The sequence below is a fragment of the Pseudomonas sp. SJZ077 genome, from assembly GCF_007993905.1.
Lineage (GTDB): Bacteria > Pseudomonadota > Gammaproteobacteria > Pseudomonadales > Pseudomonadaceae > Aquipseudomonas > Aquipseudomonas mandelii.
The window spans coordinates 112667-132054 of sequence record NZ_VIUJ01000010.1 but is presented as its reverse complement, the minus strand read 5'-3'; the positions used below and the strand labels follow the sequence as shown (position 1 = coordinate 132054).

The 19388-nt window shown below is 60.3% G+C and carries 22 protein-coding genes; 12 read left to right on the top strand and 10 right to left on the bottom strand.

Going from position 1 to position 19388, the window contains the following annotated elements:
* Positions 1 to 4: 4 nt before the first annotated feature.
* Positions 5 to 1045, bottom strand: coding sequence for a patatin-like phospholipase family protein (locus tag FBY01_RS16790; protein ID WP_010461624.1), 1041 nt, complete (start codon positions 1043 to 1045; stop codon positions 5 to 7).
* 223 nt (positions 1046 to 1268) lie between these two features.
* Here FBY01_RS16790 and FBY01_RS16785 point away from each other — a divergent pair, with 223 nt between their 5' ends.
* The 3 genes from FBY01_RS16785 to FBY01_RS16775 all read left to right on the top strand — a co-directional run bounded on the left by FBY01_RS16785 (position 1269) and on the right by FBY01_RS16775 (position 3390).
* Positions 1269 to 1547, top strand: a complete 279-nt coding sequence (locus FBY01_RS16785) for a hypothetical protein (RefSeq protein WP_010461623.1) — start codon at positions 1269 to 1271, stop codon at positions 1545 to 1547.
* A 45-nt stretch (positions 1548 to 1592) separates the two neighbouring features.
* Positions 1593 to 2360, top strand: coding sequence for a CHAD domain-containing protein (locus FBY01_RS16780; RefSeq protein WP_010461622.1), 768 nt, complete (start codon positions 1593 to 1595; stop codon positions 2358 to 2360).
* Positions 2361 to 2592: 232 nt separating this feature from the next.
* Complete coding sequence (locus FBY01_RS16775; protein ID WP_145308662.1) at positions 2593 to 3390, top strand: acyl-CoA thioesterase II; 798 nt, start codon at positions 2593 to 2595, stop codon at positions 3388 to 3390.
* Here FBY01_RS16775 and FBY01_RS16770 read toward each other — a convergent pair whose 3' ends face one another.
* The 3 genes from FBY01_RS16770 to FBY01_RS16760 form a co-directional block, all read right to left on the bottom strand.
* A complete protein-coding gene (locus FBY01_RS16770) occupies positions 3391 to 3756 on the bottom strand; it encodes a terminase (RefSeq protein WP_010461619.1) in 366 nt (121 codons plus the stop codon).
* A 210-nt stretch (positions 3757 to 3966) separates the two neighbouring features.
* A complete protein-coding gene (locus FBY01_RS16765; RefSeq protein WP_145308660.1) occupies positions 3967 to 5448 on the bottom strand; it encodes a methyl-accepting chemotaxis protein in 1482 nt (493 codons plus the stop codon).
* A 204-nt stretch (positions 5449 to 5652) separates the two neighbouring features.
* On the bottom strand, positions 5653 to 6462 hold the full coding sequence (locus FBY01_RS16760) for a TatD family hydrolase (protein ID WP_145308658.1): 810 nt from the start codon (positions 6460 to 6462) through the stop codon (positions 5653 to 5655).
* Positions 6463 to 6697: 235 nt separating this feature from the next.
* Between FBY01_RS16760 and FBY01_RS16755 the strand changes: the two genes are divergently transcribed.
* The 3 genes from FBY01_RS16755 (at position 6698) to FBY01_RS16745 (ending at position 9213) form a co-directional block, all read left to right on the top strand.
* Positions 6698 to 8119, top strand: coding sequence for a transglycosylase SLT domain-containing protein (locus FBY01_RS16755; RefSeq protein ID WP_077747922.1), 1422 nt, complete (start codon positions 6698 to 6700; stop codon positions 8117 to 8119).
* A 103-nt stretch (positions 8120 to 8222) separates the two neighbouring features.
* Entirely contained in the window at positions 8223 to 8657 is a 435-nt protein-coding gene (locus FBY01_RS16750; protein WP_077747921.1) for a DoxX family protein, read from the top strand.
* A 247-nt stretch (positions 8658 to 8904) separates the two neighbouring features.
* A complete protein-coding gene (locus tag FBY01_RS16745; RefSeq protein WP_010461613.1) occupies positions 8905 to 9213 on the top strand; it encodes a hypothetical protein in 309 nt (102 codons plus the stop codon).
* Between the two features lie 4 nt (positions 9214 to 9217).
* Here the strand turns inward: FBY01_RS16745 and greB are convergent, their stop codons facing one another.
* Genes greB through FBY01_RS16730 form a run of 3 tightly spaced genes read right to left on the bottom strand, consistent with a single transcriptional unit; the run spans position 9218 to position 12937 of the window.
* Entirely contained in the window at positions 9218 to 9715 is a 498-nt protein-coding gene (greB, locus tag FBY01_RS16740) for a transcription elongation factor GreB (protein ID WP_007943614.1), read from the bottom strand.
* Between the two features lie 34 nt (positions 9716 to 9749).
* The gene (locus tag FBY01_RS16735; protein ID WP_145308656.1) at positions 9750 to 12254 is read right to left on the bottom strand and encodes an ABC transporter permease; all 2505 of its coding nucleotides are present in this window, start codon (positions 12252 to 12254) and stop codon (positions 9750 to 9752) included.
* Positions 12254 to 12937, bottom strand: a complete 684-nt coding sequence (locus FBY01_RS16730) for an ABC transporter ATP-binding protein (RefSeq protein ID WP_010461353.1) — start codon at positions 12935 to 12937, stop codon at positions 12254 to 12256. The genes FBY01_RS16735 and FBY01_RS16730 overlap by 1 nt, the downstream gene beginning before the upstream one ends.
* A gap of 10 nt (positions 12938 to 12947) precedes the next feature.
* On the opposite strand from FBY01_RS16730, the gene FBY01_RS16725 reads away from it, so the two are divergent.
* The 3 genes from FBY01_RS16725 to FBY01_RS16715 all read left to right on the top strand — a co-directional run bounded on the left by FBY01_RS16725 (position 12948) and on the right by FBY01_RS16715 (position 14977).
* Complete coding sequence (locus tag FBY01_RS16725; RefSeq protein ID WP_010461351.1) at positions 12948 to 13553, top strand: arylesterase; 606 nt, start codon at positions 12948 to 12950, stop codon at positions 13551 to 13553.
* A gap of 56 nt (positions 13554 to 13609) precedes the next feature.
* Entirely contained in the window at positions 13610 to 13903 is a 294-nt protein-coding gene (locus FBY01_RS16720) for a hypothetical protein (RefSeq protein WP_003226812.1), read from the top strand.
* Positions 13904 to 14005: 102 nt separating this feature from the next.
* Positions 14006 to 14977 (top strand): L,D-transpeptidase family protein, encoded by a 972-nt coding sequence (locus FBY01_RS16715; RefSeq protein WP_145308653.1) that lies wholly within the window; start codon positions 14006 to 14008, stop codon positions 14975 to 14977.
* Positions 14978 to 15099: 122 nt separating this feature from the next.
* On the opposite strand, the gene oprI is transcribed toward FBY01_RS16715, so the two are convergent.
* On the bottom strand, positions 15100 to 15351 hold the full coding sequence (oprI, locus tag FBY01_RS16710; RefSeq protein WP_002553018.1) for an outer membrane lipoprotei OprI: 252 nt from the start codon (positions 15349 to 15351) through the stop codon (positions 15100 to 15102).
* Between the two features lie 640 nt (positions 15352 to 15991).
* On the opposite strand from oprI, the gene FBY01_RS16705 reads away from it, so the two are divergent.
* Entirely contained in the window at positions 15992 to 16279 is a 288-nt protein-coding gene (locus FBY01_RS16705) for a GNAT family N-acetyltransferase (protein WP_010461341.1), read from the top strand.
* A gap of 66 nt (positions 16280 to 16345) precedes the next feature.
* Here FBY01_RS16705 and FBY01_RS16700 read toward each other — a convergent pair whose 3' ends face one another.
* Entirely contained in the window at positions 16346 to 17422 is a 1077-nt protein-coding gene (locus FBY01_RS16700) for a 3-deoxy-7-phosphoheptulonate synthase (RefSeq protein WP_010461339.1), read from the bottom strand.
* A 161-nt stretch (positions 17423 to 17583) separates the two neighbouring features.
* Positions 17584 to 18027, bottom strand: coding sequence for a PilZ domain-containing protein (locus FBY01_RS16695; RefSeq protein ID WP_010461337.1), 444 nt, complete (start codon positions 18025 to 18027; stop codon positions 17584 to 17586).
* On the opposite strand from FBY01_RS16695, the gene FBY01_RS16690 reads away from it, so the two are divergent.
* Together FBY01_RS16690 and FBY01_RS16685 are read left to right on the top strand one after the other, a co-directional pair.
* Positions 18026 to 18412 carry a co-chaperone YbbN gene (locus tag FBY01_RS16690; RefSeq protein WP_042932242.1) on the top strand — a complete coding sequence of 129 codons (387 nt, stop codon included), beginning with the start codon at positions 18026 to 18028 and terminating at the stop codon, positions 18410 to 18412. The two genes, FBY01_RS16695 and FBY01_RS16690, sit on opposite strands and share 2 nt — an antisense overlap.
* Positions 18409 to 19365: a putative 2-dehydropantoate 2-reductase gene (locus FBY01_RS16685; protein ID WP_145308651.1), complete on the top strand. Its 957-nt coding sequence runs from the start codon at positions 18409 to 18411 to the stop codon at positions 19363 to 19365. The genes FBY01_RS16690 and FBY01_RS16685 overlap by 4 nt, the downstream gene beginning before the upstream one ends.
* The last annotated feature ends 23 nt before the right edge of the window (positions 19366 to 19388 follow it).

The window sequence follows — 19388 nt, the reverse complement described above, 5'->3', positions numbered from 1 at the left end:
AACTTCAGGCATCCCGCTCATTCTCGTATCTATCCAGCGTATCCCGCGCAATCTCCCGCCCCAGCGCGATCAACTCCGGCGCCTTGTAAAACTCGAAAAACCGACACACCCGTTTCGGCACGTTGATCAGGATGTCCGGCGGATACCCGGCGATCTTGTACTGCGCCAACGACGTCTGCATCACCTCGAAACTCTGGTTGATCAGGTCCAGCAACGACGCCGGGCCCACGTTGTCGATGATGAACGAACCTGTGGCGGATTTCGGTGCGCCTTCGCGTTCGGGGGCGGCTGCCGGTTGCTGGGCTTCGGGTTCGGCGGATTCGATCCAGGGGTTGATGTCGGCCGCTTCGGCCATCAACGCTTCCTTTTCCAGCAGCAGCAATTGTTCGGCCTGCTTGCGGCGGAACGGCATTTTTGAACCCAGGGAATTGATCAGGCTGTCGAACCGCGTCTTGAACGCGGGCGGACGCTGAATCACCGGCAGTTTATAGTGGCGCTGGTTGGTGGAGTTGAGGTTGACCGCAATGATCAGGTCGCAATGGCTCGACACCACGGGCACGATCGGCAAAGGGTTGAGAATGCCGCCGTCCACCAGCATGCGATTGCCCTGCATCACAGGTGTGAACAGGCTCGGAATCGCTGCCGAGGCGCGCATGGCCTGGTGCAGGCAGCCTTCCTGGAACCAGATTTCCTGCTGGTTGGTCAGGTCCGTGGCCACCGCCGTGTAAGGGATGCGCAGGTCTTCGATGTTGATCTCGCCGACGATCTTGCGGATCTGCCCGAACACTTTCTCCCCGCGAATCGCGCCCAGACGAAAACTGACGTCCACCAGACGCAAGACGTCGAGGTAGTCCAGGCTTTCGATCCAGTCGCGATAATCGTCAAGTTTGCCGGCGGCATAGATCCCGCCGACCACGGCGCCCATCGAGCATCCTGCGATGCAGGCGATGTCGTAGCCGCGCCGTTCGATTTCTTCAATGACACCGATATGGGCATAGCCCCGGGCCCCGCCTGAGCCCAGCACCAGTGCGACACGCTTTTTCATGAATCGCCCTCGTCTGACAAGGTTCAACAATGCACCCATCACGGGGCGCGCTTCAATCGCTAAGGTCGCTCGGTGGGCCAAGGGCGTCGTTTTTTCGACACTCCATGGCGGCGCATGGGTATTCTCACGCACACTTGACGTTTGCGCGGCGGGGCCAAGGCACTTTTCACGTGCCAGACCGTCTTACCAGCACGACTGTTTACCTAATGTTGAGGTGTGAGTGATGAAAGCCTGGATTTGCGTGCCATTGATTGCCCTGGCGCTTGCCGGTTGTGCCGGCAAAACCGCTTATCGTGACAGCTGCGGTAGTGGACTCGATGCGGCGTGGCATGAACTGGACCTGGCCAAGGCCGAGGGGTTCGCCGGCACCGTCAGCTACTCCAAGGCCCTGTCGCTGTTGACGGCGGCCAAGACCCAGCAGCAATTCGAAGGCTTCGAAGGCTGCACCAAGAAAGCCGAGAAGGCGCGCTTCTATATTCGTGAGTCACGTGCCGGCCGTTGAGGCATGATGTAGGGAACAGTGGACATTCGACTCAGGGAGCAAGCGATGTCGGCCTTGGTTGATCGGTTGGTGGCTCAAGTACTGAGTCTGGAAGTTCGTCTGCTGGCTTGCCAGGCGCGCCTGAGTGCGCGCACTGACCCGGAAGCGTTGCACGAGCTGCGCACCACGGTTCGCCGGCTGCGCAGTCTGTTGCGACCGTTGCGCGGGCTGCCTGGCGTCGAGCAACTGGAGGCGGCGTCGTCCCGGGTTGGCGAGTTGACCACGCCGTTGCGTGATCGCGAGGTGCTGGCGGCCTACCTGCTCAAGAACGGTCAACCCGAGGCCGCGCAACGACGTATGGCGCAGATGGCCAAGGCGTATCCGGCGGTGGCGACAAGCCCCGAGGTCACGCAGTTACTGATGATTCTCGACGCGTTTCCGCGTTTTCTCCGTGCTTCCCAGCGTCAGGGCCTGCTCAAGGGGCTGCGCAAACGCATCGAAAAGCGCCTCGCCAAGCAATGGAAGAAACTCGATCAGGCCCTGCACGATCCTGCCCATGATCGCCATCGCTTGCGTCTGTTGATCAAGCGCGTGCGCTACGGCATCGACGCCTACCCCGAACTTGACCGATTGCCCGATGCGGCGATGCCACGTTTGAAGTCGGCACAAGGTGCCCTGGGTGAGTGGCATGACTGTTTTCAATGGCTGGCCAGGGCTGAACAGGAGCCTGATCTGCACCCGTGTGTCGCCGTCTGGAAAACCACCATGGCCAAGGCCGAGGAACGCGCCGACCGCGTTCTCGACAAACTCAGCGACGCCTGCTTCAAATCCTGAAACCACCCCGATCAAATGTGGGAGCGAGCCTGCTCGCGAAAGCGGTGTATCAGTCGGCATCAGAGCTGGCTGACAGACCGGTTTCGCGAGCAGGCTCGCTCCCACAGTGGTTTGGGTGTTGAACCAGGGACAGGCACGGCTCATCTGTCAGTGCTTTTGGCCGGAATAAGCGCTGTGCCGCCTGCGCTGGCTGGTTAAGATCTCTCCATCTTTTTTCCGCACTGAGGTTTCCATGCGCTTTTCCGATCTGCTCGACGCCGTCCGCAGCCAGCCGCTGGCGCTGTCTATTCCGGCCGGATGGGCTCAGGGGCGTGCCAGTTTCGGTGGCCTGGTGGCCGCGTTGCAATACGAAGCCATGCGCGCAAAAGTCCCGGCGGATCGGCCGGTGCGTTCGCTGGCGATCACCTTTGTCGGGCCAGTCGAACCCGAAGTGCCGGTCAGTTTTGAGGTCGATGTGTTGCGCGAAGGCAAAGCCGTCAGCCAGGTGCTGGGCCGGGCGATGCAAAAGGGGCAAGTGGTGACGTTGATCCAGGGCAGCTTCGGTGCCTCGCGACCTTCCGAAGTGGCGGTCGCGGCCGAGCCGGCACCTGAGATGAAGCACTGGGACGATTGCCAGGAACTGCCGTATATCAAAGGCGTACTACCGGAATTCATGCAGCATCTGGCGATGCGCTGGAGTGTCGGCGGTCTGCCGTTCACCGGCAACAAATCCCGCGATATGGGCGGCTGGGTGCGTTTGCGTGGGGATGTGAAGGAAGAGGCGCTCGGCGAGTCGCATATTCTGGCGCTGGTGGACGCCTGGCCACCGGCCCTGTTGCCACACCTGAGCAAACCCGCGATGGGCAGCACGCTGACCTGGACCATAGAATTCGTCCAGCCGTTGCTCGAGTTGAATACGCTGGACTGGTGCAAATACCTGGTGGAAATCGAGCATGGCGCTGACGGCTACGGTCACGCGGCCGCGAAACTGTGGAGCGCGGACGGTCAGTTGATCGCCATGAGCCGGCAGACGGTGACGATTTTCGCCTGATCAATGACGACGGTGGCGCTCACGCCAGGCGCGCCACCAGCCGCCGCTGAGGAAAAACCGTGGAAAGGTCAGGAACTGCTCGACCAGCAAGCGCGATAGCGCATCCTTACGATCACTGAACGGCTCGGAGGCTTGCGTCTCCAGGCTGTGGCCGTGGCGCTGCAAGCCTAGTGCAGCGATCACGCCAATGACACCGATGGCGAAGTTCACGAAGTTCAGGCCGAACACCCCGGAAACAATCAGCAAAAACGCCACGATGAATAGCGGCACGGCAATCAGGTGCAACACCAGATTGGTCGGGTGCTGGTGATTGCCCGGGTAGGCGCGCCATTGCCAGGCGGGTAGGTTGGGGTGACGTTTGCCCATGATGCTAATCCTCGATCCATGTTGAACACATGATTGAAGAATAGGCCTGGCCACTGCGGGCGGCGAATCAAGGTTGGCTATCGGAGTGATAGCGGCCATGGTCGGGATTGATTGTGACCGGTCTGACGCCTTCGCGGGCAAGCCTCGCTCCTGCAACATCAAAAGCATCGCCAACCCTTGTAGGAGCGAGGCTTGCCCGCGAAGAGGCCCTTACAGCTTGAGCTGCCCGATCGCCTTGTTCAACTCCCCAGCCAACGCTGCCAAATCATTACTGGTCGTCGCCGAATCCACCGTTTGCTGCACGGTGTTCTCGGTCACATCCCGAATACTCACCACCGCCCGGTTCATTTCTTCCGCGACCTGACTCTGCTGCTCGGCCGCCACCGCAATCTGGGTATTGCTTTCGCGCATCTGTGCCACCGCGCTGGTGATTTGTGCCAGCGCGACACCAGCCTCTTGGGCCTGTTGCACGCAGTCGTCAGCCTTGAATGAGCTTTCCTGCATGAAGTCCACCGCGTCCCGAGTCCCGGCCTGCAGCGCGGAAACCATGATCGTGATCTCGTCGGTCGAGGTTTGCACGCGCTTGGCCAGGTTGCGCACTTCATCGGCGACCACCGCAAAGCCACGGCCCATGTCGCCGGCGCGGGCCGCTTCGATCGCCGCATTCAGGGCCAGCAGATTGGTCTGCTCGGCAATGCTGTGAATCACGCCGACCACGCCGTTGATTTTCTGACTGTCCTCGGCCAGGCGCTGGATCATCTCGGCCGTCTGCTGCACGCCGCTGGACAACCCGGCGATGGATTTCTGTACCCGGCTGACCACTTCCTGCCCGCTACCGGCCAAGGTATCGGCGGTTTGCGAGAGGTCGCGGGTCGCGCCGGCATGCTGGGCGATGTGATAGACAGTGGCGGTCATTTCGTTGATCGCCGTGGCGGCCTGATCGGTTTCGCTTTGCTGGCCGAGCATGCCGTGACGCACCTCGTTCATGCTTGAGGCCAGTCGTGCCGCGCCGACATCCAGTTGCCGGGCAGTGCTGGCAACGGTGTTGACTACTCGCTGGTATCCGGCCTGCATCGCGTTGAAGGCATTGGCCATCTGCCCGACCTCGTCCTTGCAGGCGAGTGGCACACGGGCTGACAGGTCGCCGGTTTTCTCGACGTGGAGCATCACATCTTTCAAGGTGTTGAGTTGGCTCAGCAGGAAGCGGATCAATAGCTGCGAAGCGGCCAGCATCGCCAGCATCAGGATGAACACCGCCACCGCGTAATTGGCGAAGCGTTCGCCAAACACCTGGCTCAGGCTCGGGCCATGGGCGATCACCGCGATCTGCTGACCGTCGGGGCGGGAGAACACCTCGGCGCCCATCAACGGGTTTTCGCCGAACAGCGGCATTGAATTGATCTTGACCCAGCCCTTGGCATCGGCCAGTTCCAGCACCGGCTGCTCGTTCAGCAACGGCGCCTGTCCGCGACTGTAGGTCAGCAGGTTATCGGCCTTGGGCAGCGGTTGTCCGGCAGGCCAGGCATTGAGCAAGCGAGCCTGCGCCTGAGCCGACACTTGAGAGGCGTGGCTGCGGGCCTGTTGTTCGAGCTGCACGGCGTACAGCACCAGCAAAAGAGTGGTGAAGAAGGCGACCGCATTGACCGCCCAGAATTTGTACTTCAGTGAGATGTTGCTAAGCCAGGCACCCATGGAGGTCTTCTCTGATAGCGGAAACAGCATTGGCAAGGTGCCAGCATTGTGCCGCTATGCAGGGATTCCGGACTTGATGTGGATCAACGATCAGCAACCCCCCTGTAGGAGCGAGCCTGCTCGCGATAGCGCCTGTCAGTCACATTAATGTTGGATGTGCCGACGCCATCGCGAGCAGGCTCGCTCCTACAGGGGGATTTGTGGTTACCGGGGGATTGATGGCAGGCCGTAGAACGCGCGAGCGCAGGCGGTGGTGTGGGCGGCCAGATCATCTTCCGCTTCCCCCCGATGCAACGCCACTTCCCGCAGCACTTCAGTCAAATATGCCGGTTCATTGCGACCGTTCTTCGGCTTGGGTCGCAAGCTGCGTGGCAACAGATACGGCGCATCGCTCTCCAGCATCAAGCGCCCGCGCTTGATCTCTTTCACCAACGGATGCAGATGCGTGCCCCGGCGCTCGTCGCAGATCCAGCCGGTGATGCCGATGTGCAAATCCAGATCGAGGTAGCTGAACAGCGCCTTCTTTTCCCCGGTGAAGCAATGCACCACCGCCGCCGGCAGCTGATCGCGGTAATCACGGAGAATTTCCAGCAGTCGCTGACTGGCATCGCGCTCATGAAGGAACACCGGCAATTGCAGCTCGACCGCCATCGCTAGGTGCTCTTCGAGGACTTTTTCCTGCTGGGGACGCGGCGAGAAATCGCGATTGAAATCCAGCCCGCATTCACCCACGGCTACCACGTTGGGTTCCTTGAGCAAACTGCGCAGGCGCTGGTCGCTGTCGGCGTTCCAGTCGCTGGCCGAATGAGGGTGAATGCCTGCGGTGGCGAACAGTCGCTGGGCCGTTTCGTCCAGTTGCCGGCACAGCTCCAGCGCCTGCTCGCTGCCTTCGACACTGGTGCCGGTCAGGACCAATTGGCAGACCCCCGCGGCATACGCGCGATCGAGTACGGCCTGGTGCTTATCCGCAAAACTGGGGTTGGTCAGGTTGACGCCGATATCGATGAGTTGCATGGTGCTACCTCGGACCAAAGGCCGGAAAGCATATCAGAGCTGTAGATTTATAAGAAAAGCCAAGAACTACAACGAGTTAAGGCTGTCTCTTGATGCCGCGAGACACGCAGGGGTGGCCAGGGTGCCATCACTGTGCCAGTCTTTTGCACTTTGTCAGCGCTCAAGGCGCTCTGTTTCTGTCGTTCGATTTCATGAAAACTCATGAGATCGGCCCAGTATTCTTTCCGGAGAGTGGATGACACGTCCCTCGATGTTGCTACTGCTGTGCTGTTCGTTGCTGCTGCCGATGCCGGCGGTTGCGCGTCTGGCCGGCCCGCTGCAAGCCGTGCCGGCGGCCAAGGTCCGTGACCTGGCGGAGATTCGCAGCAGTCGTGTGCTGCGGGTGCTGGTCAACCAGAGCCGCAATAGTTCCGGTGAAGTCCAGGGCCAGGCCATCGGCGTCGAATACCACCGCCTGCGCGCCTTCGAGCAATACCTCAACGGTCACGCCCGTGACGGGCAGGAAATAACCCTCAAGATCATTCCCAAAGGCAAGGACCAACTGCTCGGTGCCTTGCAACGCGGGGAGGGCGACCTGGTGGCGCCGGGGGAACTGCTCGATTTGCAACCGGGCCATGCGGTCAGCAGCAGTGAACCGATTGCCAGCAACATCCCGTTGGTGCTGGTGGGCATCAAGGGTGAGCGCCGTTACACCCGCGTCGAACAACTCTCGGGTAAGACCCTGGCGCTGCCCACCGGCAGCGCGGCCGGGGATGCGGTCAGTCAGATCAATTCAAAGCTGGCGCTGCACAAACTGGCACCGATGAAAATCGAATGGGTCGACCCCAGTCTGGCGGTCGAAGACGTTCTGGAAATGGTCCAGGGCGGGATCTTTCACCTGACCATCGTCGAGCAGCCGATTGCCGAGCGCTGGGGCAAGATCCTGCCCAAATTACGTCTCGATAAGCAGGTGTCGATCAGCGATCCGGGTGAAGAGTTCTGGTTCGTGCGACGCGACGCTTCGATGCTGCGCGCGAGCATCGATCGCTTCCTGACGACCTACAAGAAGCCGTCGGACCAGGATGCGGCGTTCCTGCGCATCTATCGACGTCTGTATCAAGTGCACTATCCATTGGCCAAGGCTGATCGGCAGCGTCTGGAAAAACTTCGCCCGGTGCTGCAAAAGCACGCAGATGCCCAGGGCATGGACTGGCTGAACCTGGCAGCACTGGCGTTTAAGGAGTCTGCCCTGCAACCCAACGCCCGAAGCGGCAGCGGCCCCACCGGCCTGATGCAGATCACCCCGTCCGCCGCCCAGCGCGTCGGGGTCAACAACATTCAGAACCTCGACGCCAATGTGCAGGCCGGGGCCAAGTACCTGGCAATGATCCGACGCAAGTTCTTCGCAAGCCCCAAACTCAACGAGCGCGAGCGCATGGCGTTTGTGCTGGCGGCTTACAACATGGGGCCGGAGCGGGTGCAGGGCATGCGCGCCGAAGCCCGACGCCGAGGCCTGAATCCCAATCAGTGGTTCTTCCAGGTCGAGCGCATTGCAATGGAGCAGGTGGGAATGGGTGCCGTCAGCTATGTTAATAGCGTGAACAAGTATTACCTGGCGTTCGATCGTGAGAGGGAATCGTTGGAGCCCCAGGGGCAGAAAGTTGCCTCACGGAAATGATCGGCTAAACTGATTGTTATGTCGCAAATAATGCGCTTTTAACATTTGTTTTATCGATTAGTATGACGGCCAACCAACACACAATCACTATGGATGACACAGCATGAGCACACTGATCAACAAGGTACTGTTTACCCGCGCTGGCTACGGCTTGACCGTTCTGCGAATCTTCGTCGGCATCATCTTTGCTGCTCACGGTGCGCAGAAACTCTTCGGCATGTTCGGTGGCTACGGCATAGCCGGCACCGCGCAGTACATGGAAAGTCTGGGTCTGGCACCGGGTCACCTGATGGCGATCTTGTCCGGTGGTACCGAGTTCTTCGGCGGTCTGGCCCTGATCATAGGTCTGCTGGTACGTCCGGCAGCATTGGGGCTGACCATCCTTTCGCTGGTCGCCATTTTTACCGTGCACATCAGCCACGGCCTGTTCATGACCAACAACGGTTATGAATTCGCCCTGGCCTTGCTCGGCGGCAGCATCGCGGTACTGATCGAGGGTGCCGGCAAACTGTCGGTAGACCGCGCGATCGCTGACTGACCGCTCTGGCTCAACGAAAAGGCCCGCATTGCGCGGGCCTTTTTGTTGCGCGTCATTCTTGACACTGTCCGGTCAGCTTCTCTAGGATGCTGCTCATGCGCCGATTTAAACAGCTACTTGCGGGGCGCCAGGTAACTCATCCAGTTGCCGATAGAAGCTAGTAACAGGCTTCGAAATACCGCTAAAGCGCTGGTTCGGTGTTGCCTCTCACCTGCCATGCAGACTTTTGAGGCAGAGACACGACCCAATGAATGCACTAAGCCCCGTTGTACGCCCCGCGCCGATCACGGCACACCTCACCCAGCGCAACCCCAAAATCCTGCTTGGCGGAAAACATCAGCCGACGCTCCTGCGTTATCTCGATGGCTGGCCACGTCGTACCGGCGGCCCTGCAGCGTTCCTGATCCAGTTTGTCGAAGACGGTGAATCACTGGCGCGGTTTGCCAGCGACAGTTTTGATCTGGCGGTGATTCAATCGCCCAGCGTCGAAGAGGCGCCAGAGGTGATCAGGCAGCTCACCCGGGTTGCCCGGCAAGGTTTGATCACGCGCCGCTGAAGCTTTAGAGATACTCGATCGCCACGATATACACGCACTGTTCACCGGTGGGTGTCTGGACCCGAACCTCGGCGTCCAGCGCCTTGCCGATCAACGCGCGGGCGAGCGGCGAGTCGATGCTGATCAGGCCCAGTTTCAAGTCCAGCTCATCCGGCCCGACAATACGATAGCGTGACTCTTTGCCGTCTTCATCTTCGATGGTGACCCAGGCGCCGAAGTAGACCTTGTTCGGGTCGCTTGGCTTCTCGCTGACAACCTTCAGTGCTTCGAGACGCTTGGTGAGAAAGCGCACGCGACTGTCGATTTCGCGCAGCATCTTTTTGCCGTAGGTGTACTCGGCGTTTTCCGAACGATCGCCCTGTGCCGCTGCCTCGCTGACCGATTGCGTCACCTGAGGCCGACGGACATGCCAGAGCTCATGAAACTCGGCCCGCATCCGCGCTTCACCTTCCGGGGTGATCAGCGCGGTGCCTGCGGGGCGGGGAGGGCGATAACGGCTCATGGCAACTTCTTGTGAGGGGAGAGTCTTGAGTCTATCAACCCTCGCGCAACACTGTCAGGGGGCTGGCGTTCAGCGCGCGACGGGTACCGAATACACCGGCGCCGCCGATCAACACTGCGCCAATCAACGGCAACACCAACAGCCACGGATGTGGATGCCACGGCAGGTCGAAGGCGTAGCGATAAAGCACCAGGCTCACCAGTTCAGACCCCAACGCCGCCAACAGGCCACTGACCGCGCCGAGCAAACCGAACTCGATCCGCCGCGCCTTGACCAGCAATTGCCGTTCGGCCCCCAGTGCTCGCAGCAGCGCGCCTTGGCGAATGCGCTCATCGAGGGTCGCCTGCAAGCCCGAGAACAACACCGCCATCCCCGCCGCCAATACAAACAGCAGCACGTATTCCACGGCCAAGGTGACTTGGGCGAGGATGCTGCGCAGCTGCTCCAGCAAGGCTTCGACTTGCAGGATGGTGACCGCCGGGAAGGCCCTGGACAGGTCGACAATCTGCTGGTCGTGACCCGCCGCCAGATAGAAACTGGTCAGGTAGGTCGCCGGCAAATCCTTCAACGTGCCAGGCTGGAAGATCATGAAAAAGTTCGGCTGGAAGTTGTCCCAGTTGATCTCCCGCAGACTGGTGACTTTCGCTTCGCGATTGGCTCCGCCGACGGTAAAAACCATGTGATCGCCAAGCTTGAGCTTCAGGCTTTCGGCGACCTTGCCTTCCACCGACACGCCAGGAACGTCATCGGCTGGCTGTTCGCTCCACCAGTTGCCCGCTGTGAGCTTGTTGCCCGCCGGAAGGTCCGCGGCCCAGGTCAGGCTCAGGTCGCGCTGGATAGCCCGGTCACCCGCCGAATCCTTGCTGACGATTTCCTGTACCGGCTCGCCGTTGATGCTGATCAGTCGTCCCGGCACCACCGGGTACAGCGGCGCCGATTGGGCTGACAGCTCGATCAGTCGATCGGTGAAGGCCTGTTTGTCGGCGGGCAGGATGTTCAGGGCGAAATAGTTCGGTGCGTTTTTCGGTAACTGGTTCTGCCAGGTGTCCAGTAACTCGCCACGCAGCAAAGCGATCAGCGCCATGGACAACAGGATCAAACCGAAGGCCAAGGCTTGTCCGGCCGCCGCCAGCGGATGACGCAGCAGTTGGCCTAGCCCGAGGCGCCAGGGCAATGAAGCGCGTGCCAGCATCCGACGCAAGCTTTTGAGTAGCAGCAACAGCAACCCGCCGAGTATGACCGCCGCGATCACGCCGCCGCCGAGCAGGGCGAAGGTCAGCACCAGGTCGAGGCTCAGGCGCCACATGATCAGGCCGAGGGCGCCCAGCGCAGCGCCATAGACCATCCAGGTGCTGGAAGGAATCGGCAGCATGTCCCGACGCAGCACCCGCAGTGGCGGAACTCGACCGAGAGCAGCCAGTGGCGGCAGGGCAAAACCGGCCAAGGCCACCAGCCCGGTGCCGATCCCGGCGATGGCAGGAAACAGACCGCCCGGAGGTACGTCGGTTGGCAACAAATCATGCAGCAACGCGAACAATCCAAGCTGTGCAAGCCAGCCGAGGAGCGCGCCACCGAGGCTGGCGAGCAGGCCAAGTACCGTCAGCTGCAAACTGAACAACACCATGGTTTCCCGACGCGACAGACCCAGGCAACGCAGCAAGGCACTGGCGTCGAATCGGCGAGTGGCGAAGCGTGTTGCCGACAGCGCCACCGCCACGCCGGACAGCAGAACCGCCACCAGGCTGGCCATGTTCAGGTAACGCTCGGCCTTGCCCAGCGCACCGCCGATCTGTCGGTTGCCGTCGCGAGCATCCTGGATGCGCTGGTTGGCAGCCAGGCCGGGTTTGATCAGTTGACGGTAGGTTTCCAGTGCCTCGGCTTTACCGCGCCAGAGTTCGCGGTAACTGACCCGGCTGCCGGGTTGCACCACGCCGGTTGCGGCGAGGTCGCTGAGGTTGATCAGCACCCGTGGCGTGAGGCTGTAGAAGTTGCCGGCACGGTCCGGTTCGTAAGTCAGGACGCGGGCCAGTTTCAGAGTGCGCAGACCGACATCGATGCTGTCGCCGATCTTCAGGTCGAGCGCGGTCAGCAGTCGCGCTTCGACCCAGGCTTCGCCGGGTTTGGGGCCGCCACCGGTTTCTTCCGGGGCGAAGGGCGCCGGGGCGCTTTTCAGTTCGCCGCGCAGCGGATAAACGTCGTCGGCGGCCTTGATGCTGGACAGCTGGATGCCGTTGTCGGTGGCGATGACACTGGAGAACTCGACTACTTGAGCGTGTTCGAGTCCCAGTTCCGTGCCACTTTTGATCTGTTCCGGACGCGCGGGAGAACTGCCTTCAAGCAACAGGTCGGCGCCGAGAAATTCGGTGGCGCGCAACATCATGGCGCCGTTCAGGCGGGCACCGAAGTAACCGATGGCGGTACTCGCCGCCACGGCAACCACCAGGGCGAAGAACAACACGCGCAACTCACCGGCGCGGGCGTCGCGCAGGAGTTGGCGGATGGCAAGGCTGAACAGGCGCAACAGCGGCAGGCGTGCCATCAAGGCTCCAGAGGGGCGACCAGCAGGCCGGCTTCAAGGCGGATCAGGCGCCGGCAGCGATGTGCCAGGCGTTCGTCGTGGGTCACCAGCACCAGGGTCGTGCCGCGTTCCTGGTTGAGTTCGAACAGCAAGTCGCTGATGCGCTCGCCGGTGTGGCTGTCGAGGTTACCGGTGGGCTCATCGGCGAACAGCACATCGGGTTCTGCGGCAAACGCACGGGCAATCGCAACGCGCTGCTGCTCGCCGCCGGAGAGCTGGCGGGGTGAGTGGGTCAGACGCTGGCCCAGGCCAACGCGCTGGAGCAATTGAGTGGCACGTTCGCGGGCATCTTTGCGGCCGTCGAGCTCCAGCGGCAGCATGACGTTTTCCAGTGCGTTCAGGCTGTCCAGCAGTTGAAATGACTGAAACACAAAACCCACATGCTCGGCCCGAATGCGCGCCCGTTGGTCTTCATCGAGATTACTCAAGCTCTGGCCGGCGAGGGTGACTTCACCGCTGCTCGGCAGATCGAGGCCGGCGAGCAGGCCCAGGAGAGTGGATTTGCCGGAACCGGAGGCGCCAACGATGGCCAGGCTGTCGCCCTTGTTCAGTTCCAGGCTGAGTTCGTGCAGGATAGTCAGTTCACCTTCCGCGCTGGGAACCACTTTGCTGAGGTTCTTCGCGGTGAGAATGCTTGCGCCCATGGAGAATCCGATGCGTGTGTGGTTTTTGAGTGCTGGCCTGGCCTTGATGTGCATGGCCCAGAACGCAGCGGCGGGTACTGTCCTGATCGTTGGCGATAGTATCAGCGCCGGTTTCGGCCTGGATACCCGCTTGGGGTGGGTGTCGCTGCTTGAGCAACGGCTCAAGCGTGAAGGTTTCGACGATAAGGTAGTCAATGCCTCCATCAGCGGCGACACCAGTGCCGGAGGCCAGGCGCGCCTGCCTGCGCTGCTTGCAGAGCATAAGCCTGAGCTGGTGATCCTCGAATTGGGCGGCAACGATGGCCTGCGCGGAATGCCCCCAGCTAATTTGCAACAAAACCTTGCGTCGATGATCGACAGCTCCAGAGACAGTGGCGCCAAGGTGCTTTTGCTCGGCATGCAGTTGCCACCCAACTACGGAGTTCGTTATACCGAGGCTTTTGCGAAGGTCTACAGCGCACTGGCCGAAGAGAAAAACATCCCGCTGGTACCGTTTTTTCTCGACGGCGTGGGCGGTCATCCGGACTTGATGCAGGCCGACGGATTGCACCCGGCTGCGGGCGCTCAGGACAAGTTGCTGGAAAATGTCTGGCCGACACTGAAACCGCTGCTTTGACGCTTTTCTAGCGGCGGTGTTTCGGCTAAGGTGGCGCCCCCGATTTGGAGCCCCCGATGCCGCGTCCTGCCTGGTCCCTTTTTGCCTACCAACTGATCGAGCCTGACGAACAGCTGGATCTGTTCGCCTGCCAGGAAGTGCGGGTGCATCTGGTGACCCGTCAGCTGGAGTTGGGCGGCTCGGCCGATCGAACCTTGTGCGGCAGTCTGCTGCCCGCGCAACCGCGCTGGTCGAGTGTCGACCGCCGGGTGTTCCAGGACCAGCGCCTGTGTTCGCTGTGCCGGGCCATTCTCGAATCGCAGAAGCGCGGCACCTCGCCGATCTGGCCGGAACTGCGTTTCGAGCTTTAGAAGCCGATAGATTGCTTGCTATCGGTCAACTCCCCGATTTTCCAGATGCCAGTGTACAATCGCGTTTTTATACCCTTGTCGATCATGCGAAGGATTTTCCGGATGTTGCCGCGTTTTCCTGCCGTCACCCGCTGCCTGTCTCTTGCCGCCCTTTGTGTGGCGGGCCCCGTAGCCGCATTGGAGCTGCCCCTGCCACCGCCCGGTGAAGACATCATCGGTCAGGTACAAGTGATCAATGCCAAGTACGAAGACACCTTCGCCGACCTCGGCACCACTTACGATCTGGGCTATTCGGAAATGGTCGCGGCCAACCCTGGCGTCGATGCATGGTTGCCGGGCGCTGGCACCGAGATCGTCCTGCCGACGCGTTTCATCCTGCCACCGGGTCCGCGCGAAGGCATCGTCATCAACCTGGCCGAGTACCGCCTCTACTACTTCCCGAAAGGCCGGAACGTGGTGTACACCTTCCCGCTGGGTATCGGCCGTGAAGGCTGGGGCTCGCCGATTGCCCATACCAGCATCATCGCCAAGACGCCGAATCCGACCTGGACCCCTCCAGCGTCGATCAAGGCCGAGCACGCCGCTGATGGCGATCCGCTGCCGAACGTCGTGCCGGCAGGCCCGGACAATCCACTGGGGCCGTTCAAATTCACCTTGGGCACGCCGGGCTACCTGATCCACGGGTCTAACAAGAAGTTCGGCATCGGCATGCGCACCAGCCACGGCTGCTTCCGCATGTTCAACAACAACGTGCTCGAAATGGCGGGCATGGTGCCGGTCGGGACGTCGGTGCGCATCATCAACGACCCTTACAAGTTTGGCGTCAGTGGGGGCAAGGTGTATCTGGAAGCGCACACCCCGCTGGACGACAACGGCAACCCGTCGGTGGTCGACAAGCACACCGCGGTGATCAACGCGATGCTCAAGCGCGAGGACATCACCAACAACCTGCGCATGAATTGGGATGTGGTGCGTGACGTGGTTGCCGCTGAAGATGGCTTGCCGGTTGAAATCGCAGTGCCGAACGCTTCTACGTCGATGGTGACGAGTGCGCCGATCGATCCGCTGCAGTAAGGCTTGAAAAGAACCCGCCGACGCAGGCCGCGTCGGCGGGTTTTTTATGGCCGGCAGGAAACACCGGGCAAAAAAAAGCCGACCCAAAAATGGGTCGGCTTGATAACAACCCCGAAGGATTATTACTTGCGGCTAGCTTTGTCCAGCATGCGCAGAGCACGCTCGTTAGCTTCGTCAGCAGTCTGTTGTGCTTTTTGAGCAGCAGCCAGAGCTTCATCAGCTTTACGGTAAGCTTCGTCTGCACGAGCCTGGGAGCGAGCTGCTGCGTCTTCAGTAGCAGTCAGACGTGCTTCGGTTTCTTTCGATACGCTGCTGCAACCGGTAGCCAGAACTGCGGCCAGAGCCAGAGCAGAGAATTTCAGAACGTTGTTCATCGTGTTCCCCTTCAAGGACTTTCTATTAAGTAGCTGTCTCCTCAGAGTGAGGAAATAGCCGGCGTACATACTACCCATTACTTCTAGTAAGTAAACTGACGTGTAGCAAGAAGCAAAAAAAATTGTAGGCGTTGATTCTTTTTCGAGCAACTTTTAACTGCGTTGTTTAAAAAATATCCAGCCAGGAGGCCCGAGATGAGCGAGCCGCCGAAAAAAGTTCCGTGTACTCACCGCTGTTTTTCTCATTCTTGGCTAAAGTCTGTCTATATGGATTCGTCCATACTTTTGTTCGGATTTTGCGCCGTGGCTCTCATAATCTTTATCCCTCTTGATGGTGACTTTAAGAGCGCGCGTTCGTCTTAAGTCTCAACATCCGGCAATGTTCAGGCTATCGACCCGCAGATATCTCCGGTCGAGCCGTCCCTGCGTCACCCGGAGCAGCACCCGCCACTGAGCGCGATGACGAGCGTACCTTGAGCATTTCTGCCAATGGTGCCTACTATTTGATACGTGCTCGGTTGTGCGAGATCGGTGCCGCTCTTCTCGGTGTCCATTCAGGCACGAGGTGGCGTAGATGTTCCTTCGCCGGAAAAACATCGGTAAGGTAGGGGTCAGAATTCAAGACCCGCGAGGAGTAGTGATGAGCGAGGCGTTGTCCATCCACCATGACCAGGCTGGTCATCAGTTCGAGACCAGTGTGGACGGTCATCGTGCCTACCTGACCTATATGGATCTGGGGAAACAGACCCTGGATATCTATCGCACCTTTGTGCCCAACGCGCTGCGTGGTCGCGGCATTGCGGCAGCCTTGACCGAGAAGGCGTTGGAGTACGCTGAGGAAATGGGTTACACCGTCATTCCATCGTGCTCTTACGTCGAGCGCTACATGGAACGTCACCAGCGGCATGCCGCCAAGTTGAGCCAGTAACCTTAAAATACGAACACAAAAAAACGCCGGGTTTAGCCCGGCGTTTTTGTGTTCGGCGAAACGTGATCAGGTGCGAGCGCGTTTGGGCAGCACATCCTTGAGCTTGGCGTGCATGCTGCGCAAGGTATTTTCGGTAGCGGACCAATCGATGCAGGCATCAGTGATCGACACGCCGTATTGCAGGTCGGCGAGGTCTTTCGGGATGGCCTGGCAGCCCCAGTTCAGATGACTTTCGACCATCAGGCCGATGATCGACTGGTTGCCTTCGAGGATCTGGTTGGCGACGTTCTCCATCACCAGCGGTTGCAGGGCCGGGTCCTTGTTGGAGTTGGCGTGGCTGCAATCGACCATGATGTTCGGCTTGATCTTCGCCTTGTTCAACGCTTGCTCGCAGAGCGCGACGCTGACCGAATCATAGTTCGGCTTGCCGTTGCCACCGCGCAGGACCACGTGGCCGTAGGCGTTGCCCTTGGTGGTGACGATCGACACGCCACCTTCCTGGTTGATACCCAGGAAGCGGTGAGGGCTGGAAACTGATTGCAGGGCGTTGATAGCGACCGTCAGGCCGCCGTCGGTGCCGTTTTTGAAGCCGACTGCCGAGGACAGGCCGGAGGCCATTTCACGGTGAGTCTGGGATTCGGTGGTGCGCGCGCCGATGGCCGACCAGCTGATCAGGTCCTGCAAATATTGCGGGGAGATCGGGTCGAGGGCTTCAGTTGCGGTCGGCAGGCCCATTTCGGCCAGGTCCAGCAACAATTGACGACCGATGTGCAGACCGTCCTGAATCTTGAACGAGTCGTCCAGGTACGGGTCGTTGATCAAGCCTTTCCAGCCGACGGTGGTGCGTGGCTTCTCGAAATACACGCGCATGACCAGATACAGGGTATCGGACACTTCAGCCGCAAGCGCCTTCAGGCGCTCGGCGTATTCGTGGGCAGCCTTGATGTCGTGGATCGAGCAAGGCCCGATGACAACAAACAGGCGGTGGTCGGTGCCATCAAGAATATTGCGAATGACTTCACGGCCCTTGGTGACAGTGCGCAGGGCAGCGTCGCTCAGAGGGATGTCACGCTTTAGCTGATCGGGAGTGATCAGGGTCTCGTTGGAAGCGACGTTTAGGTCGTTGATCGGTAAATCAGCCATCGTTTACTCGTCAGGTCACGGGTGCCGGCCGCCAGCGAACCCGCGCGGCGGAGCACAGCAAATTAAGCGCGTCGGGGAGCCGAACCTTAGCGCGTTACGCGCCTGCTCGACAATGGGCAGACGCTGGTTTTAGGGGCATTCTCACTAATTGAGAGCGTTGCCTAACCCAGCGCAGGCTGTGCAAATGCCTTGCGAACCGTGTCGTGAGAGAACTCGTCGGCATGCTGCTGGACCCAGTCGAGGGCCAGGGCCTGAATATCCTGCAGGTCATCGTGTGCGTCACGCAGGCGGCAATAACGTTCGATCTGGCAAACCTGCTCGCCCATTCGCGCACTGAACAGCATCTGTTCGTCGACGAAGGCAATGCCCACCAGGTAACCGCGTTTGCGTCGCAGGCACCAGGCCACATAACCCAGATAGCGCAAATCGGGATTCAACGTTGGCATGCGCACTTCCAGCGCCGTACCGTGGCGCCAGGCGCGGTGGTAATTGCAAGCCATGCCGCCGAGGCTGATAGTGTGCAGCCGTTGCCGCGAAATGCACTCATGCTTGAGCAACGTTAACTCGACGGGCACATCGTCAGGGTGAGGTAAAAAACGTCCCATGAACACAAACTCCCTGTGTCGGCCATTTGACATTGTTTCCCCCAGTATAGTGGTCGAATTGCAACTGACTGATTTCGACGCCGACCAGCGGCTGCTGGCGATGAGCGGTGTGTCGCTGGTAATTTTCACCAGTGTCGGCTGCGCCAGTTGCCGTTTTGCCCGCGAGCAATTGCCAGGACTCGATCTGGCGATCGATCGGCTGTGCTGGATCGATGCCGGAGACAATGGCGGGCTGGTCGAGCGTTATCAGGTTTTTCATTTGCCGGCGCTGTTTGTAGTGCGCGACGGCGAGTTTTTCGGGGCAGTACAGTCGCGCCTGACCAGCACCGGGCTCAATGAAGCCGTGCGCCAGGCGCTCAGTCGACATGCAGAGGAGTTGCCATGATGGGGGCAGTTGCCAAACCGACAATCGGGATTATCGGAACCGGCGCGATCGGCGGGTTCTACGGGGTGATGCTGGCGCGTGCCGGGTTCGATGTGCACTTCTTGTTGCGCAGTGAGTTTGCAGCGGTCGCCGAACGCGGGCTGCACGTTGACAGTGCGGTGCATGGCGCATTGACGCTGAACCCGGTCCAGGCCTATTCGTCTGCTGAGGACATGCCCGCTTGTGACTGGTTGCTGGTCGGCGCAAAAACCACCAGCAACGCGGACCTCGCGCCCGCCATCATCCAGGCCGCCGCGCCGAATGCCAACGTCCTGCTGTTGCAAAATGGCCTGGACGTCGAAGACAGCTTGCGTGAGTTACTTCCCGATTCCCTGCACCTGCTCGGCGGGCTGTGTTTTATCTGCGTCCATCGCGAAGGGCCTGGCGTCGTAACCCATCAAGCGCTCGGCGCGGTGAACGTCGGCTACCACAGCGGTCCCGCAGCCGATGAGAAGGCGCGAATGACGATTGTCGAGGAGGGCGCCGGACTGTTCCGCGCGGCCGGCATCGACTCTCAGGCCATGCCGAATCTGCACCAGGCACGCTGGCAAAAGCTGGTCTGGAATATCCCTTACAACGGCCTGTCGGTTCTGCTTGGGGCCAGCACCACGCCGTTGATGGCCGATGCCGACAGCCGGGAACTGATCCAGGCGCTGATGGCCGAAGTGGTTCAGGGGGCAATCGCTTGCGGTCACGACATACCGGCCGGGTATGCCGAGCATTTGTTCAAGGTGACCGAGAAAATGCCCGACTATTGGCCAAGCATGTACCACGATTTTCTGCACAAACGACCGCTGGAACTGCAGGCAATTTACGCGCGACCTCTGGCGGCGGCCAAGGCGGCGGGTTGCGAATTGCCGCGAATCGAGGCCTTGTATCGCGGCTTGAGTTTTATCGATCGACGCAACACGTAAGTCGATCAACCTGAGGGGGAAGG

Coding starts and splice junctions, on each gene's coding strand:
- FBY01_RS16790 (WP_010461624.1), bottom strand. CDS start 1,045: ATGAAAAAGCGTGTCGCACTGGTGCTGGGCTCAGGCGGGGCCCGGGGC.
- FBY01_RS16785 (WP_010461623.1), top strand. CDS start 1,269: ATGAAAGCCTGGATTTGCGTGCCATTGATTGCCCTGGCGCTTGCCGGT.
- FBY01_RS16780 (WP_010461622.1), top strand. CDS start 1,593: ATGTCGGCCTTGGTTGATCGGTTGGTGGCTCAAGTACTGAGTCTGGAA.
- FBY01_RS16775 (WP_145308662.1), top strand. CDS start 2,593: ATGCGCTTTTCCGATCTGCTCGACGCCGTCCGCAGCCAGCCGCTGGCG.
- FBY01_RS16770 (WP_010461619.1), bottom strand. CDS start 3,756: ATGGGCAAACGTCACCCCAACCTACCCGCCTGGCAATGGCGCGCCTAC.
- FBY01_RS16765 (WP_145308660.1), bottom strand. CDS start 5,448: ATGGGTGCCTGGCTTAGCAACATCTCACTGAAGTACAAATTCTGGGCG.
- FBY01_RS16760 (WP_145308658.1), bottom strand. CDS start 6,462: ATGCAACTCATCGATATCGGCGTCAACCTGACCAACCCCAGTTTTGCG.
- FBY01_RS16755 (WP_077747922.1), top strand. CDS start 6,698: ATGACACGTCCCTCGATGTTGCTACTGCTGTGCTGTTCGTTGCTGCTG.
- FBY01_RS16750 (WP_077747921.1), top strand. CDS start 8,223: ATGAGCACACTGATCAACAAGGTACTGTTTACCCGCGCTGGCTACGGC.
- FBY01_RS16745 (WP_010461613.1), top strand. CDS start 8,905: ATGAATGCACTAAGCCCCGTTGTACGCCCCGCGCCGATCACGGCACAC.
- greB (WP_007943614.1), bottom strand. CDS start 9,715: ATGAGCCGTTATCGCCCTCCCCGCCCCGCAGGCACCGCGCTGATCACC.
- FBY01_RS16735 (WP_145308656.1), bottom strand. CDS start 12,254: ATGGCACGCCTGCCGCTGTTGCGCCTGTTCAGCCTTGCCATCCGCCAA.
- FBY01_RS16730 (WP_010461353.1), bottom strand. CDS start 12,937: ATGGGCGCAAGCATTCTCACCGCGAAGAACCTCAGCAAAGTGGTTCCC.
- FBY01_RS16725 (WP_010461351.1), top strand. CDS start 12,948: ATGCGTGTGTGGTTTTTGAGTGCTGGCCTGGCCTTGATGTGCATGGCC.
- FBY01_RS16720 (WP_003226812.1), top strand. CDS start 13,610: ATGCCGCGTCCTGCCTGGTCCCTTTTTGCCTACCAACTGATCGAGCCT.
- FBY01_RS16715 (WP_145308653.1), top strand. CDS start 14,006: ATGTTGCCGCGTTTTCCTGCCGTCACCCGCTGCCTGTCTCTTGCCGCC.
- oprI (WP_002553018.1), bottom strand. CDS start 15,351: ATGAACAACGTTCTGAAATTCTCTGCTCTGGCTCTGGCCGCAGTTCTG.
- FBY01_RS16705 (WP_010461341.1), top strand. CDS start 15,992: ATGAGCGAGGCGTTGTCCATCCACCATGACCAGGCTGGTCATCAGTTC.
- FBY01_RS16700 (WP_010461339.1), bottom strand. CDS start 17,422: ATGGCTGATTTACCGATCAACGACCTAAACGTCGCTTCCAACGAGACC.
- FBY01_RS16690 (WP_042932242.1), top strand. CDS start 18,026: ATGAACACAAACTCCCTGTGTCGGCCATTTGACATTGTTTCCCCCAGT.
- FBY01_RS16695 (WP_010461337.1), bottom strand. CDS start 18,027: ATGGGACGTTTTTTACCTCACCCTGACGATGTGCCCGTCGAGTTAACG.
- FBY01_RS16685 (WP_145308651.1), top strand. CDS start 18,409: ATGATGGGGGCAGTTGCCAAACCGACAATCGGGATTATCGGAACCGGC.